16 protein-coding genes are annotated in these 14322 nt (G+C 61.1%); 9 read left to right on the top strand and 7 right to left on the bottom strand.

Going from position 1 to position 14322, the window contains the following annotated elements:
- Nucleotides 1-109 precede the first annotated feature (109 nt).
- Genes V6R85_RS09030 through V6R85_RS09020 form a run of 3 tightly spaced genes read left to right on the top strand, consistent with a single transcriptional unit; the run spans nucleotide 110 to nucleotide 2764 of the window.
- The gene (locus V6R85_RS09030; protein WP_020011340.1) at nucleotides 110-637 is read left to right on the top strand and encodes a MarR family winged helix-turn-helix transcriptional regulator; all 528 of its coding nucleotides are present in this window, start codon (nucleotides 110-112) and stop codon (nucleotides 635-637) included.
- A 2-nt stretch (nucleotides 638-639) separates the two neighbouring features.
- On the top strand, nucleotides 640-1353 hold the full coding sequence (locus V6R85_RS09025) for a response regulator (protein WP_020011341.1): 714 nt from the start codon (nucleotides 640-642) through the stop codon (nucleotides 1351-1353).
- Nucleotides 1354-1384: 31 nt separating this feature from the next.
- Nucleotides 1385-2764: an ATP-binding protein gene (locus V6R85_RS09020; RefSeq protein WP_004430353.1), complete on the top strand. Its 1380-nt coding sequence runs from the start codon at nucleotides 1385-1387 to the stop codon at nucleotides 2762-2764.
- Between the two features lie 14 nt (nucleotides 2765-2778).
- Here V6R85_RS09020 and V6R85_RS09015 read toward each other — a convergent pair whose 3' ends face one another.
- From V6R85_RS09015 to V6R85_RS09000, 4 genes are all read right to left on the bottom strand, one after another.
- Nucleotides 2779-3120 carry a tRNA-binding protein gene (locus V6R85_RS09015; RefSeq protein ID WP_060725144.1) on the bottom strand — a complete coding sequence of 114 codons (342 nt, stop codon included), beginning with the start codon at nucleotides 3118-3120 and terminating at the stop codon, nucleotides 2779-2781.
- Nucleotides 3121-3131: 11 nt separating this feature from the next.
- On the bottom strand, nucleotides 3132-3950 hold the full coding sequence (gene proC / locus V6R85_RS09010) for a pyrroline-5-carboxylate reductase (RefSeq protein WP_060727431.1): 819 nt from the start codon (nucleotides 3948-3950) through the stop codon (nucleotides 3132-3134).
- 1 nt (nucleotide 3951) lies between these two features.
- Entirely contained in the window at nucleotides 3952-4452 is a 501-nt protein-coding gene (locus V6R85_RS09005) for a YbjN domain-containing protein (RefSeq protein ID WP_003522870.1), read from the bottom strand.
- 429 nt (nucleotides 4453-4881) lie between these two features.
- Entirely contained in the window at nucleotides 4882-5145 is a 264-nt protein-coding gene (locus V6R85_RS09000) for an accessory factor UbiK family protein (protein ID WP_003522871.1), read from the bottom strand.
- A gap of 310 nt (nucleotides 5146-5455) precedes the next feature.
- On the opposite strand from V6R85_RS09000, the gene lgt reads away from it, so the two are divergent.
- From lgt to V6R85_RS08970, 6 genes are all read left to right on the top strand, one after another.
- Nucleotides 5456-6268, top strand: coding sequence for a prolipoprotein diacylglyceryl transferase (gene lgt / locus V6R85_RS08995; protein WP_162695566.1), 813 nt, complete (start codon nucleotides 5456-5458; stop codon nucleotides 6266-6268).
- 15 nt (nucleotides 6269-6283) lie between these two features.
- Nucleotides 6284-7384, top strand: coding sequence for a class I SAM-dependent methyltransferase (locus V6R85_RS08990; RefSeq protein WP_060727432.1), 1101 nt, complete (start codon nucleotides 6284-6286; stop codon nucleotides 7382-7384).
- A gap of 151 nt (nucleotides 7385-7535) precedes the next feature.
- Complete coding sequence (gene pgeF / locus V6R85_RS08985) at nucleotides 7536-8330, top strand: peptidoglycan editing factor PgeF (protein ID WP_004430337.1); 795 nt, start codon at nucleotides 7536-7538, stop codon at nucleotides 8328-8330.
- A 1-nt stretch (nucleotide 8331) separates the two neighbouring features.
- On the top strand, nucleotides 8332-9483 hold the full coding sequence (locus V6R85_RS08980) for a M24 family metallopeptidase (protein WP_065695263.1): 1152 nt from the start codon (nucleotides 8332-8334) through the stop codon (nucleotides 9481-9483).
- Between the two features lie 89 nt (nucleotides 9484-9572).
- Entirely contained in the window at nucleotides 9573-10322 is a 750-nt protein-coding gene (locus tag V6R85_RS08975) for a hypothetical protein (RefSeq protein ID WP_111834708.1), read from the top strand.
- Between the two features lie 220 nt (nucleotides 10323-10542).
- Nucleotides 10543-11475 carry a ribose-phosphate pyrophosphokinase gene (locus V6R85_RS08970; RefSeq protein WP_111834772.1) on the top strand — a complete coding sequence of 311 codons (933 nt, stop codon included), beginning with the start codon at nucleotides 10543-10545 and terminating at the stop codon, nucleotides 11473-11475.
- A gap of 232 nt (nucleotides 11476-11707) precedes the next feature.
- On the opposite strand, the gene V6R85_RS08965 is transcribed toward V6R85_RS08970, so the two are convergent.
- Genes V6R85_RS08965 through V6R85_RS08955 form a run of 3 tightly spaced genes read right to left on the bottom strand, consistent with a single transcriptional unit; the run spans nucleotide 11708 to nucleotide 14316 of the window.
- Nucleotides 11708-12556: a phosphatase PAP2 family protein gene (locus V6R85_RS08965; protein ID WP_111834707.1), complete on the bottom strand. Its 849-nt coding sequence runs from the start codon at nucleotides 12554-12556 to the stop codon at nucleotides 11708-11710.
- Nucleotides 12546-14054 (bottom strand): ArnT family glycosyltransferase, encoded by a 1509-nt coding sequence (locus tag V6R85_RS08960; RefSeq protein WP_162695561.1) that lies wholly within the window; start codon nucleotides 14052-14054, stop codon nucleotides 12546-12548. Before V6R85_RS08960 ends, V6R85_RS08965 begins: the two co-directional genes overlap by 11 nt.
- Entirely contained in the window at nucleotides 14029-14316 is a 288-nt protein-coding gene (locus tag V6R85_RS08955; protein ID WP_020011353.1) for a lipid-A-disaccharide synthase N-terminal domain-containing protein, read from the bottom strand. Before V6R85_RS08955 ends, V6R85_RS08960 begins: the two co-directional genes overlap by 26 nt.
- Between the last annotated feature and the right edge of the window lie 6 nt (nucleotides 14317-14322).

The raw sequence follows: 14322 nt of genomic DNA, 5'->3' as shown, positions 1-14322 counted from the left end.
TTGCACCGGCACCCGCAGCATATTATCCACCGCAACAGAAAATGATCGCGGCATTCTCCCGAGCGGACGCATTTTCGGCTATGTTTACAGAATATTGGCGCATCGACGTATGTCAGCCGCAGAATATGAAGGAACCGCAGTGCCACCGCAATCGCTCAAAACCGCAGCCGCCAGACAGACACCGGCACTTCCGAAGGTGGATGACGGCAAGATCGACTTCGACACGATCGAGGCGCTGTTTTTCGCCTATCGCGATTTCGTCTCCGATCCCGATGTCATTCTGTCGAAGCTGGAATATGGCCGGGCGCATCATCGGGTGGTCTATTTCGTCAGCCGGCAGCCGGGCATGACGGTGGCGGATTTGCTCGACACGTTGCAGATCACCAAGCAGAGCCTTGCCCGCGTGCTCAAGCAACTGATCGACGACGGTTACATCCGTCAGATGGCAGGCCCGGAAGACCGTCGCCAGCGCAGGCTTTATCCGACGCTGACGGGCCGCGAACTGGCGCTGGCGCTGAGCGAGCCGCAATCGCGCCGCATCGACCGGGCGCTGGAAGGGCTCGGGCCTGACGCCCGCGCCTGCGTGCGCAAATTCCTGGCGCAGATGCGCAGCCCGACAACCGTGGAAGGCGAGTGACGATGGCGCAAGCTCCGACAAAACGACCGCCGGCGGATGACGATGCGGCCCATCTCCTGATCGTCGACGACGACGCCCGCATTCGCGATCTCCTGCAGCGCTTCCTTGGCGACAAGGGTTACCGCATCTCCGTGGCAGCCGATGCGGCCGAAGCACGGCGTAAAATGATAGGCATCCGCTTCGATCTGCTCATCCTCGACGTGATGATGCCGGGCGAAAACGGGCTTTCACTGACCCGCTCGCTGAACGAGGACAAATCCGTGCCGGTCATTCTTCTGACCGCCCGTTCGGAGGCGGATTCGCGCATTGCCGGGCTGGAAGCGGGCGCGGACGACTATCTCGCCAAGCCCTTCGATCCGCGCGAACTCGTCCTGCGCATCAACAACATCCTGCGGCGCAACACCTCGCCAGATACGCCCAAGATCGAACAGATCATGTTTGGTCCCTACAGCTTCTCCATTCCGAAGAAGGAATTGCGGCGCGGCCCAGAAACGATCCGCCTGACAGATCGCGAACAGGAGATCATGCTGCTTTTCGCACTGCGCGCCGGCGACACCATTCCACGCCACGAACTGGTGGAAGCGGAATCGGAAGTGGGCGAAAGAACCATCGACGTGCAGATCAACCGTCTTCGCCGCAAGATCGAGGACGACCCTGCCAATCCTGTCTATCTGCAAACGGTGCGCGGCATCGGTTACCGCCTGAGCGTGGACTGACGAGCACCAAAGGAAAGGCGAACGCACGGCCATGGCGAGCCTCGATTTTCTGAGCACGGTCAAAAAAAGCGGCGTGGCCAAGGCCTGGCGCCTTTCCGGCAGATGGTTGCGCCACTGGCTGCCCACCGGCCTTTACACCCGATCCCTGCTCATCATCATCCTGCCGATGATTTTGCTTCAGGGCGTGGTCGCGGCAGTCTTCATGGAACGCCATTGGCAATTGGTGACCGAACGCCTCTCCTCTGCCGTGACGCGCGATATCGCCGCAATCATCGAGCTTCTGCAGACGGACCCCGAGGAAGACGACTATCAGCGCGTCATCCGCATTGCGCGCGACAAGCTCGGTCTGAGCGTCTATATCGAACCAAAGGCGGATCTGCCTGCTCCGAGACCTGAGCCGCTGTTTTCGATCCTCGACAGAATTCTGGCGGATCAGTTGACGCAGCAGATCGGCAGGCCGTTCTGGATCGATACCTATGGCAACGGCTCGCTGGTCGAAATCCGCGTCCAGCTGGAAGACAAGACCCTGCGCGTCTTTACCAGCCGCAGCGCGGCCTATGCCTCCAACACTCATATCTTCCTTGTCTGGATGGTGGGTGCATCGCTGGTGCTGATCGCCATCTCCATTCTGTTCCTGCGCGGCCAGATCAAGCCCATCGAAGCGCTTGCCAAGGCTGCCGAGAACTTTGGCAGAGGCCAGAAGATCACCGCCTATTCCCCGCGCGGCGCGGACGAAGTGCGGCGTGCGGGCCTCGCCTTCATATTGATGCGCGAGCGTATCGAGCGGCAGATGGAGCAACGCACCGCGATGCTGAACGGCGTCAGCCATGACCTGCGCACCATCCTCACCCGCTTCAAGCTGCAACTGGCGCTCGCCGGCGACAATCCCGACCTTGAGGGGCTCGACAAGGATGTCGAGGACATGCAGTCAATGCTGGAGGCCTATCTGACCTTTGCCCGTACTGATGTCGAAGAGGATGTCGGCACGCTGGAGCTTCCAGCCCTTCTCGAAAAAATCGGCCATGATTTCGAGCTGCACGGCAAGAAATTCAGCTACGAACTCTATAATATCGAGCGGATCATCGCGCGGCCAAATGCGCTTTCACGGCTCGTCGCCAATCTCGCCGAAAATGCGCGGCGCTATGCCAGCAACCTCCACGTCGATATCCGCAAGGCGCCACGCTCCATCATCATGACCTTTGACGATGATGGCCCGGGCATTCCGGAAATCTCACGCGAGGATGTGTTCAAGCCGTTCTTCCGGCTGGACGAGGCGCGCAACCTCAATGCCTCGGGCACGGGCCTTGGCCTCTCCATCGTCCGCGACATCGCCCGCAGCCATGGCGGCGACGTATCGCTGGATGAAAGCCCGATGGGCGGATTGCGGGTAATCGTCAAAATTCCGGCTTAGCGGCATAGCGCCGGTCAGCACATCTTCTCGCCGTTCGGCACCGGCCGCTCAACCGCGGCAAGCACGATATCGCCATTGGCATCGGCAAAACCTAGCGTCAGCACTTCGGACCGGAAAGGGCCGATCTGGCGCGGCGGAAAATTCACTACGCCCAGAACCTGCCGCCCGACAAGACTTTCCGGCGTATAATGCACCGTGATCTGCGCCGAGGATTTCTTGATGCCGATGTCCGGCCCGAAATCGATCTTCACCTTGAAGGCCGGCTTGCGCGCTTCGGGAAAAGGTTCTGCTTCGACAATGGTGCCGACGCGGATATCGACCTTCTCGAAATCGGCATAGGAAATTTCACCGCTCATCGCTCGCCCCTTCAGCCCGCCAGCTCTTCGGCGCGCGTTTTCGCGGCAGCGACCGCCCTGTCGAACAGGGGCTGCATGCCGTCCTCAGCCATCAGCACGGACAGCGCCGCAGCTGTTGTGCCGCCCGGCGAGGTCACATTCTGGCGCAGGCGCGCCGCCTCGTCGGAAGACTGGTGCAGGAGTTCGCCAGCACCGGCCACGGTTTCACGCGCCAGACGCATGGCGACATCCGCCGGCAGGCCGGCCTTGCGCCCAGCCTCGGCCATGCATTCCACGAGATAAAAGACATAGGCAGGGCCACTACCCGAAACCGCAGTCACCGCGTCGATATCGCTTTCGGCATCCACCCATTCAACCGGACCGCTGACCTTCAGCAACCCGTCCACAACGGTTTTAAGCTCGGGCGTCACCAGGTCGTTGGCATAGGCCCCCGTCACGCCGCGGCCGACCATGGCCGGCGTGTTGGGCATGGCCCGCACAGCGGCAACCGAACCGAAATGCGAAACGAAGGTGGCAATGGTGGTGCCCGCCGCGATGGAGACCACAACCGTTTCCGGGCCCAGCAGAGGCTTCAGCGACGGCAGCACGGCTTCCATCATCTGCGGCTTCACCGCCACGAAAAGAATGCCGGCCTTCACGCCCCCAGGCACGCTTTCGGCGTGGGTGGCGCCGGCTTCCGCAATCGTCGTGCGCATGGCGTCGGAAGGGCGCGGGTCGATGACGATGACCTGCGATCCCGGCACACCCTTTTTCAGCCAGCCTGAAAGCATGGCGCCGCCCATATTGCCGGCGCCAACGAGGACGAGAGGCCCGGAAGCCTTGTACACCATGTTACGCTTCTCCCACGGTCTCAAACATGACCGCTTCGATTGCACTTTTCGCATCCAGCCCCGACCAGACGACGAACTGGAATGCCTGGTAATATTGCTCGCAGGCCTCAAGCGCGCTGGAAAGCAGCACTTCAACCTGCTGGTTGTTCGGTTCGGCGCCGCCGGCCAGAAGCAGGGACTGGCGGAAGATCACCACGTCTTCCTGCCGCCACAGATCGAAATGACCCATCAGCACCTGACCATTGACCTGCGAGAGCAGACGAATGACTTCGTTGACGCGCTGGTCCGGCACCTTGATATCGAAGGCGCAGGCCAGATGCAGCGCCTCGAATTCTTCCATCCATGAAAAGGAGACGTGATAGTCCGCCCAGTGACCAGCGACAGTCATGGCGATCTCGTCTTCACCGGAGCGCTCGAAAGACCAGTCGTTCGAGGCAGCGACAATCTCGATCATGTCCACGGGATTGGACTGACGCTCAATTTCAAATTCTATCAGACTCATGCGGCACCTTCTCAGCCGGTAGGGATGTCCTGTTTTGAACGCCGGGCACAAAACGCACATACAAACCGGGATAAACATTTGAGACGATTGCCCGACACCACCAGAATTACGCATTCACCCTGTCTGGAGCTTACCAGGTCTTTTCGAATCATCATTTAAAATCAGTGTATAATGGCCGAGTCCTGCTGCCACCCCTTCCCCGCCATTTTTGCTTTTTGAACAGTGGATATCTTCTCCCCCATCACCTCAGGCGAGATACATAAGCGACTCTGCCGACTGCGTTTTTTGGAAGTGTCCACAGGCCCAAAAAATTCGCGTCCGAGGCCCGTTTTTTAACAACCGGGAGTCATTTCGGGCGCTATGAGCCGCAAATAAAAAGTCCCGGAATCGCAAGCGATCCGGGACCCGTCAGAAAAGGCGCTAAAAAAATCAGTCCTTGGCGGCGGAAAGCTTCGCTTCCAGAGCCTCGATACGGGCGCGCAGCGCGTCGTTTTCATCACGCGCCTGAATGGCCATTTCGCGAACCGCATCGAATTCCTCGCGGCGGACAACGTCCAGACTGTTCAGCCAGCGATCCGCCTGGGCATGAAAAGCCGCTTCGGCTTCCTTGCGCACGCCCTGCGCCGCGCCGGCCGCGTCGGTCATCAGCTTGGCGAATTCATCCAGAAAACGATTGGTGCCTGTCGTGCTCATGGCGCTTGTCCTTCGTCGGTTCAGGGGCATCGTCTTGCCCGCTGTTGATAGTCTTCAGGTAGGCACTCCACCGCCGCCTTGCAAGCGAAATCGAAAAATCGCAAGAGCTTGCGTGGCCTTCGGTATCTTAAGCAGCAGCTTGAAGAATCACCTTGACCGCCGCCACCGCAATCGCCATTTTCCTTGGCGTCAGGGAGACCGGTGAGCATCATCGCCCGGCCCCTCTTGAGGCAATGGATCGTTCCGTTGTCCGCCCAGCAACGATGACGGAATATACGGATTGTTAGCCGCTCCCACCCAACTCGCCATCATGCCCTTCCCCAATATCGATCCGGTGGCGCTGTCCCTCGGCCCGCTCTCGATCCACTGGTACGGCATTGCCTATGTTGCCGGCATCATGCTCGGCTGGTTTTACGCCCGCCGCCTCGCCCGCACGGATCGCCTGTGGCCGAACGATGTGTCGCCCGTCTCGGCGCAGCATCTTGATGATTTCATCCTCTGGGCAGCCGGCGGCATCGTACTCGGCGGGCGCATCGGTTACATCCTGTTTTACGATATGGCAGCCGTGGCCGCCAACCCCATCAGGGCGATCGAGATCTGGAACGGCGGCATGTCGTTCCATGGCGGCCTGATCGGCACGACCATCGCCATGATCCTCTTCGCCCGCAAGAACGGCATTCCGGTCTGGAGCATGTTCGACGTCGTCGCCGCCGTCGCGCCCATCGGCCTGCTGTTCGGGCGCATCGCCAATTTCATCAATGGTGAATTGTGGGGCCGCATTGCCGACGTGCCATGGGCGGTCGTGTTCCCGACGGGCGGCCCCTTTGCGCGGCACCCGAGCCAGCTTTATGAAGCGGGCCTCGAAGGGCTCGTGCTCATCATCATCCTGGCAATCGCCATCTACGCCTTCAGGGCGCTGAAGACGCCCGGCACCGTCACCGGCATCTTCGTCTGCGGTTACGCGCTGTCACGCATCTTCGTGGAATTTTTCCGCGAGCCAGACGCCCAGATCGGTTATCTCGCCGGCAACTGGCTGACAATGGGCATGGTGCTCTCCACCCCGATGTTCGCTCTCGGCCTCTGGGCGGTCCTGCGGGCGCGCAGCGCGACAAAAAGCGCCTAAGCGGTATGATTGCCCATGACGACACCGCTTGCGCAACGTATCAAATCACTTATCCGGCTCAACGGTCCGCTCAGCGTTACCGACTACTTTTCACTCTGCCTCGCCGACCCTGAACACGGTTATTACAAGAGTCGCGACCCCTTCGGCCGTTCGGGTGATTTCATCACCGCGCCAGAGGTCAGCCAGCTTTTCGGCGAAATGCTCGGGGTCTTCGTGGTGCATGCCTGGCAACGGCATGGCGCGCCCGCACAAACGCAACTAGTGGAAATCGGCCCCGGTCGTGGCACCATGATGTCGGATATGCTGCGCGTCATCCGCCGCATCGCGCCGCCGCTTTATGAGACGATGCGGGTGCATCTGGTCGAAACCAGCCCCCGCCTTTCCACTATCCAGAAGGAAACGCTGGCCGAACATGCGGACAGGCTGACATGGCATGACAGTTTCGACGACGTGCCGGATGGTTTCCTGCTGCTTGTCGCCAACGAACTCTTTGATGCCATTCCGATCCGGCAATTCGTCAGGACGCCGCAGGGTTTCCGCGAGCGCGTGGTCAGCCTCGATGCCAATGACGAACTCGTCTTCTCGACGGGTCTTGCCAGCATAGACCCATCCCTGCTGCCGCCGCAGCCCGAACAGCAGCCGCTCGGCGCCATATTCGAGATTGCACCGGCCCGCGAAGCCGTGATGACCGCAATCTGCCAGCGCCTGTCCGCCCATGGCGGCACGGCGCTCGCCATTGATTACGGCCATCTGGTCGCCGGTTATGGCGACACGCTGCAGGCCATGCGCAACCACGCCTTCGACCCGGCGCTTGCGCATCCCGGCGAAGCCGATCTCACCAGCCATGTCGATTTCGAAAGCCTTGTGAAAACAGCCGAAGCGACCGGCGTGCATGTCAACGGCGCGCTGCGACAGGGCGATTTTCTGTATGGCCTCGGCCTCAAGGAAAGAGCAGGCGCGCTTGCGGCGAAGGCGACGCCCGACCAGACGCTTGAAATTGCCGAAGCGGTCAATCGCCTCGCCGGTGAAGGCGCCGGCAAGATGGGGGAACTTTTCAAGGTCATCGCCGTTTCAAGTCCCGCGCTTCATCTTCTGCCGTTTCGCGCGGTGGATTGACAGCGCAACAACCTCTGGGCCAACATCGCCGCGACACACGAAGCAGGCACACTGCATCACACGCGCCGCGCAACGCCGCGGCAACCGGAAACATCTCGCTTAACCGTAGCTCACTGGCCAACAGCGATATTCTCCAAGGAACTCCCGCACCATGCAGAACGCAACGCTGCCGCTCCCGCTCCAGTCCCCCCTGCTCGCCGCGTCAGGTGAAAACCGTGTCCGCCACGGTTTCTTCACACGGCAGGGCGGCGTCTCGGAAGGGCTCTATCAGGGCCTCAATGTCGGCCTCGGCTCCCAGGATGAACCCGAAAAGGTGCAGGAAAACCGCCGGCGCGTGACGCAATGGTTCGGCCTGCCCTCAGGCCGCCTCGCCACCGTGCATCAGGTCCATTCCCCCGATGTCCTCGTGGTCGATGACACCTATGACGGCAGCCGCCCGCAGGCGGACGCCATGGTGACGGCAACGCCGGGTTTCGTGCTGGGCGTGCTGAGCGCCGATTGCGGCCCGATCCTGTTTGCCGACGTGGAAGCGGGTGTCGTGGGTGCCGCCCATGCCGGCTGGAAGGGCGCGCTCTTCGGCGTGCTTGAAAATACCATCGAGACCATGACGAAGCTCGGCGCCAGCCGCGAGCGCATCGCTGCCTCGCTCGGGCCTTCCATCAGCCAGAGCAATTATGAGGTCGGGCCGGAATATGTGGCGCGCTTCACCGATATCGATCCGGCCTATGCGGATTATTTCGCCGAGACGGAGAAACAGGGCCACGCCCTGTTCGACCTCAAGCAATTCACCATAGACCGCCTGACCAACGCCGGCGTGAAGGCGGAAAATCTCGGCCTCTGCACTTATCCGGACGAAGAGCGGTTCTATTCCTATCGCCGCACGACCCACCGCGCCGAACCCGATTATGGCCGGCAGATTTCCGCAATCGCAATTCTGGAGGACTGATATGGCCCTGCATTTCGAGCTTTCGGAATTCGATGCCCGTCGCGAGCGGCTGCTCGCGAAAATGGCCGACGAGAAGCTGGACGCGCTGCTGCTTTTCGCGCAGGAAAGCATGTATTGGCTGACCGGCTATGACACTTTCGGCTACTGCTTCTTCCAGACGCTGGTGGTCAAGTCGGACGGCTCCATGACGCTGCTGACCCGTTCAGCGGATCTGCGGCAGGCCCGCAATACCTCCATCGTCGAAAATATCCTCATCTGGGTCGATCGGCCAAATGCCGACCCGACACTCGACCTGAAGAACCTGCTGAGCGATCTCGACCTGCTCGGCGCAAAGATCGGGGTGGAGTACGACACCCATGGCATGACCGGCCGTGTCGCCCGGCTGCTGGACAACCAGCTCGCCAGCTTCTGCCAGATGAGCGACGCCTCCTATCTCGTCAGCACGCTCAGGCTCGTCAAAAGCCCCGCCGAGATCGCCTATGCGCGCAAGGCAGGCCAACTGGCCGACGATGCGCTGGACGCGGCTTTACCGCTGATCAAGCCCGGCGCGGACGAAGCCGCGATCCTGGCGGCGATGCAGGGCGCGGTGCTGGCCGGCGGCGGCGATTATCCCGCCAATGAATTCATCATCGGCTCCGGCGCGGATGCGCTGCTGTGCCGTTACAAGGCAGGCCGTCGCAGGCTCGACGCCAAGGATCAGCTGACGCTCGAATGGGCTGGCGTCAGCGCCCACTACCATGCCGCCATGATGCGCACGGTGGTGATCGGCGAACAGGATTTCCGCCAGAAGGAGCTTTACAGCGCCTGCTTGCAAAACCTCACCGCCATCGAAGAAGTGCTCCACCCCGGCAAGACTTTTGGCGATGTCTTCGACGTCCATGCCCGCGTCATGGACGAACGCGGATTGACCCGCCACCGGCTGAACTCCTGCGGTTATTCGCTGGGTGCGCGTTTCTCGCCCTCCTGGATGGAGCATCAGATGTTCCACGCCGGCAATCCGCAGGAAATCACCGCCGACATGACGCTGTTCGTGCATATGATCGTGATGGATTCCGATTCCGGCACGGCCATGACACTTGGCCAGACCTATCTGACCACCGACGGCGCGCCGGAGCCACTCTCGCGACACAACCTCGATCTTCTCACAGCTTAAATCGCCACCGGGTTTGACAGAGCGGGAAAACCGCCCTTACATTGCGCCACCTTGGGCAAGAAGGAGCGGAACATGAGAGGGAAAATCGCATGAGCCGGACGGGGTACCCCCCCCTTTGTCTGGCCGTCATTGTTCCAGCGCTTGTCCTGGCCCTGTCAGGCTGCAACACGACGGAAGCGCTGACACCGCAGGTGGATGTCGGCCATAACGCTTCGCAATCGACGCCGGTAACGCAGGGCGATCTCGATCAGATGGCGGCCGCAGCCGACCGCGCCCCCACCGGCACCCCGGCAACCGCGACATCCGTTCCCGCCTATGCACCGCAAAACTCGTTGCAGGCGCAGGCACAGGCGCTGTCCAATGGCAGCCAGTATGGCGAACCGCTTCGCCAGAACCAGACCGCAGCCCAGCCCGCCGCAACCGCGCAATCCGCCCCCTCGCAGCAGACGGCGTCACTTGCGCCCGCCTCCTCGGCAAACTCGATCCGCTTCCTGCCCATCATCGGCGCACCCGTTCAGGCGGTGACGCCGCTATCGCGTCAGCTCGGGGCCGAAGCGCGGGCGAAGGGGTTGACCATCCGCGCCTCAAACGACAATTCGGCCGAAAATATCCTGAAGGGATATTTCTCCGCCTTTGCCGATGGCGGCAAGGTCAATATCGTGTACGTCTGGGACATTCTCGACGCCAATGGCGTGCGGCTGCATCGCCTGCAGGGACAGGAGGCGGTGGCGGCAAAAGGCAGCGATCCATGGGCCGCCGTGACCGACAGGGTCATGCAGGATATCGCTGCAAAAACACTCAACGATTATTCGTCATGGAAGCAATCTCAACGCGGATGAGGTGAATCGACGGGAGAAGTCACAGAGATTTCACGAAAATCATTGCGAAAGCGCGGAGTCCTCTTGCAATCGGAAGCAACAGCGCTATTAAGGCGCGCATGGCAACAAGGCGTATCCGGCAAAGGCTTTTCAGCCGGATGTTCCTCCCCTTGAACGACGCTTGGTTACGGTGGATTGAGCCCCGTGGCGCAAGGCGATGGCATGGAAACAGGCGGCCGCAATGAAGGTTTTCGCAGGCAATTCGAACCGGCACCTTGCCGAAGCGATCTGCAAGTATCTTAATGTTCCTCTCGGAAATGCCACTGTAAAGCGGTTTGCTGACCAGGAAATATTCGTAGAAATCAGCGAAAATGTGCGTGGTGAGGACGTTTTTATCGTCCAGTCCACCTCTTTCCCGGCAAATGATCACCTGATGGAACTTCTCATCATGATCGATGCCATGCGCCGCTCCTCGGCCAAGCGCATCACGGCGGTGCTACCCTATTTCGGTTACGCCCGCCAGGACCGCAAGGCCGGGCCCCGCACCCCGATTTCCGCCAAGCTCGTTGCCAATCTGATTACCGAAGCCGGCGCCGACCGCGTTCTCACCCTCGATCTTCATGCCGGCCAGATTCAGGGCTTCTTCGATATCCCCACCGACAATCTCTTCGCAGCACCAATTCTCGCCCGCGACGTGAAGGACCATTACGACACCAACAATGTCATGGTCGTTTCACCAGACGTCGGCGGCGTGGTCCGCGCCCGCGCACTCGCCAAACGTCTCGACTGTCTTCTGGCCATCGTCGACAAGCGCCGTGACCGTCCGGGCGAATCCGAAGTCATGAACGTCATCGGCGATGTCTCCAGCAAGGACTGCATCCTCATCGACGATATCGTCGATTCCGGCGGCACGCTCTGTAACGCCGCGGAAGCATTGCTGAAAAAGGGCGCGACCAGCGTCACCGCCTATATCACCCACGGTGTGCTTTCCGGCGGCGCGGTTGCGCGTGTGGCTTCCTCGAAGCTGCGCGAACTCGTCATCACCGACAGCATCCAGCCGACCACCGGTGTCCAGTCCGCGCATAATATCCGCGTGGTCAGCACCGCAGGCCTGCTCGGCGAGGCAATCAACCGCACCGCACAGGAACAGTCGGTTTCCGGCCTGTTCGACTAAAGAACTTCGCCAATCGCCCTTAGCGCTGCCAACTGCTGTCCGGTTTAATTTCCGGGCAGGCTGCCGATCGGGCTAACATTCTCTCGGCGTCATCCTCAGCCCTGTGCCGAGGTTTCAGTCACGTTGAATAAAATCATTAGGTTGCAAATCCTCGGGACAAGCCCGAGGGTGACGCAGGAGCGTCTGGCGTTCGTCGCCATTCATCGCATGGATGCAGCGCCCGACCTTCCGCTTAAGACGAGGCCGCACCCGCATCCGGCGGCCGCTGCAGACGGGAGGCGGCGGCCTTGATTTTCGGCCACCAGCGCCGAACCCGGGTCAGGACGGCATGGCGACCATTGCGCCAGATGCTGACCGTATCGGCCGAGACGGCATTACCCGTGAACAGGTGACGGTGGCGGTTTACCGCCAGCACCCGGTAGAGAAACAGGGTCGTCAGGGCGGAAAACAGGATGGACATCACCACATCGCTGAGGAAATGCCCACCGGCCGCGATGCGCAAGCCGGACATGAGGATGATCATGCCGGCGGCAGTGCTTCCCATCACGAACCGTCCGCGCCATTGCAGCCGGGGCCAGACGAGCACGCAGAGCGGCAGGAAGAAACTGGCGATCAGGGCGGTTTCACCTGAGGAAAACGAGCAGTTTGAATAACATTGCGTGCTGAACTGGAAAGGCGGCGTGAAAAGCTGCTGCCCGCCGAACTCGGTAATGCTGAACGGGCGGGCGCGACCGATGGTCGCCTTCAGCACGCCATTGACGAAAAGACCGGCACAGAGGATCACGGGCCCGCACAGGAAGGCCCAGACGCGCCATCCGGTTCTCTGTAGAGTACCCAGCCGCAGATTGCCGACAAGGATCACGAAAACCAGAAGAGTGGCAAGCTCCGTACCTTCACGCAGCGTATCCCGCAGCCATTCGGGAAACGGTTCACGGCCGGACCATGGCTGCTCGACGGGAGAGAAAAACAGCGCGGAGAACCTGAGATCGATGGAGGGAAAAGTCGCAAACAGGATGACGATCGCCAATGTGGCGAGTGTCAGCCAGATCGTGATCCGCATATGCGAAAGATCATTGTCCATTGCTGCCCTCCGGCATGCATTTCGGTAGCAGGCGCCAGAGGCCGATTTCCCTGCCCTCGAGGAAACCCGGCCCGGCGGTCCAGCGCGCAACCGGCGCTTCGCCGACAAGGCAGGCCGGCAGGCCATCCGCGCTTGCCAGGAACAGGGGATTTTTCGCCTCGCCAGCTTTCAGCGGATAAAGAAGAGCATAGTGACTGGAGGGCACGCCGGTTTCGGGCAATGCCCGCGTCAGCACCTGTTTTTCGTCCCGCAATTGATAAAAAAGCTCGGCCAGTATCGAACGATCATTGGCGACGATGGCATCCGCCCCCGCCTCACGCGCCCGTGACAGGCCGGTCGACACCAGCTCGGCGCGCCCGAGATACCGCGCCATCGCCAGTTCACCTTTCGGCAGGCGCAATTGCGTTCCGGCAATGGTCATCAGCGGCAGCACGACGGCCACGATGCCACCAAGCACGAGGGTGGACACGGTGAGCCAGCGCCGCGACGCCAGCACCGGCACCGCCAGAAGCACGCCGGCCGCATAGGCTCCGACCGCCCAGTTGGCGAGCGCCCGCGACATCAAACCCTGCGCGGTGATCAGCAGAACGATCGGCACCGAAAGCGCGACCAGCGCCCGGGCTTCACCGGTCCTGGCGCGGATTGTCGCGACGATCATGCCAGCGAAAACGAATGGTCCGACCACGCCCGCCTGCGAGAAGAAGAACTCCAGCGCGGAGCCGATCTTCAACTGGACGCCATGCCAGTTCGCATTGTCGGCCGTGTGGCGTGCGGTCATGAAATCATGCGCAGCGTTCCACCACAGATTGGGCGCGATGACGGCAACGCAGACCAGTGCCGCAATCGCCGCGTCACGCAGCCGGATGCGCCATGCCTCGCAAAGCCAGCCGGCGGCGATGAAGCAGGGCAGAAAATAGATCATCGCATATTTCGACATCAGCCCGAGGCCGAAAGAGAGACCGAGAGCGATGCTCCAGCCCAACGCCGGCCTGCCCTCGCCGCGGACGAGCGCAAGCTTGCGCACGGAGATCATCGACAACGCGATGAACAGCATCATCGGCGTATCGGTCGAGATCAGCAGGCTGCCGAGCGTCACGGCCGGCAAGGTCAGATAGATCACCGCAGCCAGCGAGCCCAGCCTGACATCGTAGATCATACGCCCCAGCACAAGGATCGCCGCCGCCGCCACGCCGTGCACCACGGGTGCGGCCAGCCGCACCTGAAAAGTGCCCTCGCCGCCGCCCAGAATGGTTGCCGCGCGAATGAGCCAGCCGATCAGCGGCGGCTTGGAATAGGCGCCGAGCGCCATCTCGCGGCCCCAGAGCCAATATTGCGCCTCATCGACAAAAAGGTCGGTGCGGTTGAAGGCCAGACCAAGGACGCGCAGGGCGGTTACGAGGACAATCGCTGAAAACGCAAATGTCAGCCATCGGCGCTCATCGCCTGCCTGCGCATAAGGCATCGTCGCCGCCTCATGCATGCTGGCGGCGTTCTGCATGAATCAACCAGAGATTTCGGGCATAGATGAAAAGGCCGGAGGCCTGCCCGATGATAAAGACCGGATCGCGCCGCCAGATGGCGTAGGACAAAAGCACCAGACCGCCAATAACGGAAAAATACCAGAACGCCACGGGAATGACCGAGCGGTTGGCCCGTTCCGAGGAAATCCATTGAACCAGAAAACGCATGGTAAACAGCATCTGGCCCATGAAGCCGGTGCAGACCCACAGAAATTCCTTCCAGCTGTTCACATGCAGCATGGACCA

It is taken from the genome of Agrobacterium sp. CCNWLW32 (genome assembly GCF_037083425.1).
Taxonomy (GTDB): Bacteria; Pseudomonadota; Alphaproteobacteria; order Rhizobiales; family Rhizobiaceae; genus Agrobacterium; species Agrobacterium radiobacter.
Note: the sequence above shows the minus strand (reverse complement) of the source record. Positions and strands in the feature narration are given on the sequence as shown.

Coding starts and splice junctions, on each gene's coding strand:
- V6R85_RS09025 (WP_020011341.1), top strand. CDS start 640: ATGGCGCAAGCTCCGACAAAACGACCGCCGGCGGATGACGATGCGGCC.
- pgeF (WP_004430337.1), top strand. CDS start 7,536: ATGCAGAACGCAACGCTGCCGCTCCCGCTCCAGTCCCCCCTGCTCGCC.
- V6R85_RS08980 (WP_065695263.1), top strand. CDS start 8,332: ATGGCCCTGCATTTCGAGCTTTCGGAATTCGATGCCCGTCGCGAGCGG.
- V6R85_RS08960 (WP_162695561.1), bottom strand. CDS start 14,054: ATGCAGAACGCCGCCAGCATGCATGAGGCGGCGACGATGCCTTATGCG.
- V6R85_RS09000 (WP_003522871.1), bottom strand. CDS start 5,145: ATGAGCACGACAGGCACCAATCGTTTTCTGGATGAATTCGCCAAGCTG.
- proC (WP_060727431.1), bottom strand. CDS start 3,950: ATGGTGTACAAGGCTTCCGGGCCTCTCGTCCTCGTTGGCGCCGGCAAT.
- V6R85_RS09020 (WP_004430353.1), top strand. CDS start 1,385: ATGGCGAGCCTCGATTTTCTGAGCACGGTCAAAAAAAGCGGCGTGGCC.
- V6R85_RS09015 (WP_060725144.1), bottom strand. CDS start 3,120: ATGAGCGGTGAAATTTCCTATGCCGATTTCGAGAAGGTCGATATCCGC.
- V6R85_RS08955 (WP_020011353.1), bottom strand. CDS start 14,316: ATGCTGCATGTGAACAGCTGGAAGGAATTTCTGTGGGTCTGCACCGGC.
- V6R85_RS09030 (WP_020011340.1), top strand. CDS start 110: ATGTCAGCCGCAGAATATGAAGGAACCGCAGTGCCACCGCAATCGCTC.
- V6R85_RS08975 (WP_111834708.1), top strand. CDS start 9,573: ATGAGCCGGACGGGGTACCCCCCCCTTTGTCTGGCCGTCATTGTTCCA.
- V6R85_RS09005 (WP_003522870.1), bottom strand. CDS start 4,452: ATGAGTCTGATAGAATTTGAAATTGAGCGTCAGTCCAATCCCGTGGAC.
- lgt (WP_162695566.1), top strand. CDS start 5,456: ATGCCCTTCCCCAATATCGATCCGGTGGCGCTGTCCCTCGGCCCGCTC.
- V6R85_RS08990 (WP_060727432.1), top strand. CDS start 6,284: ATGACGACACCGCTTGCGCAACGTATCAAATCACTTATCCGGCTCAAC.
- V6R85_RS08970 (WP_111834772.1), top strand. CDS start 10,543: ATGAAGGTTTTCGCAGGCAATTCGAACCGGCACCTTGCCGAAGCGATC.
- V6R85_RS08965 (WP_111834707.1), bottom strand. CDS start 12,556: ATGGACAATGATCTTTCGCATATGCGGATCACGATCTGGCTGACACTC.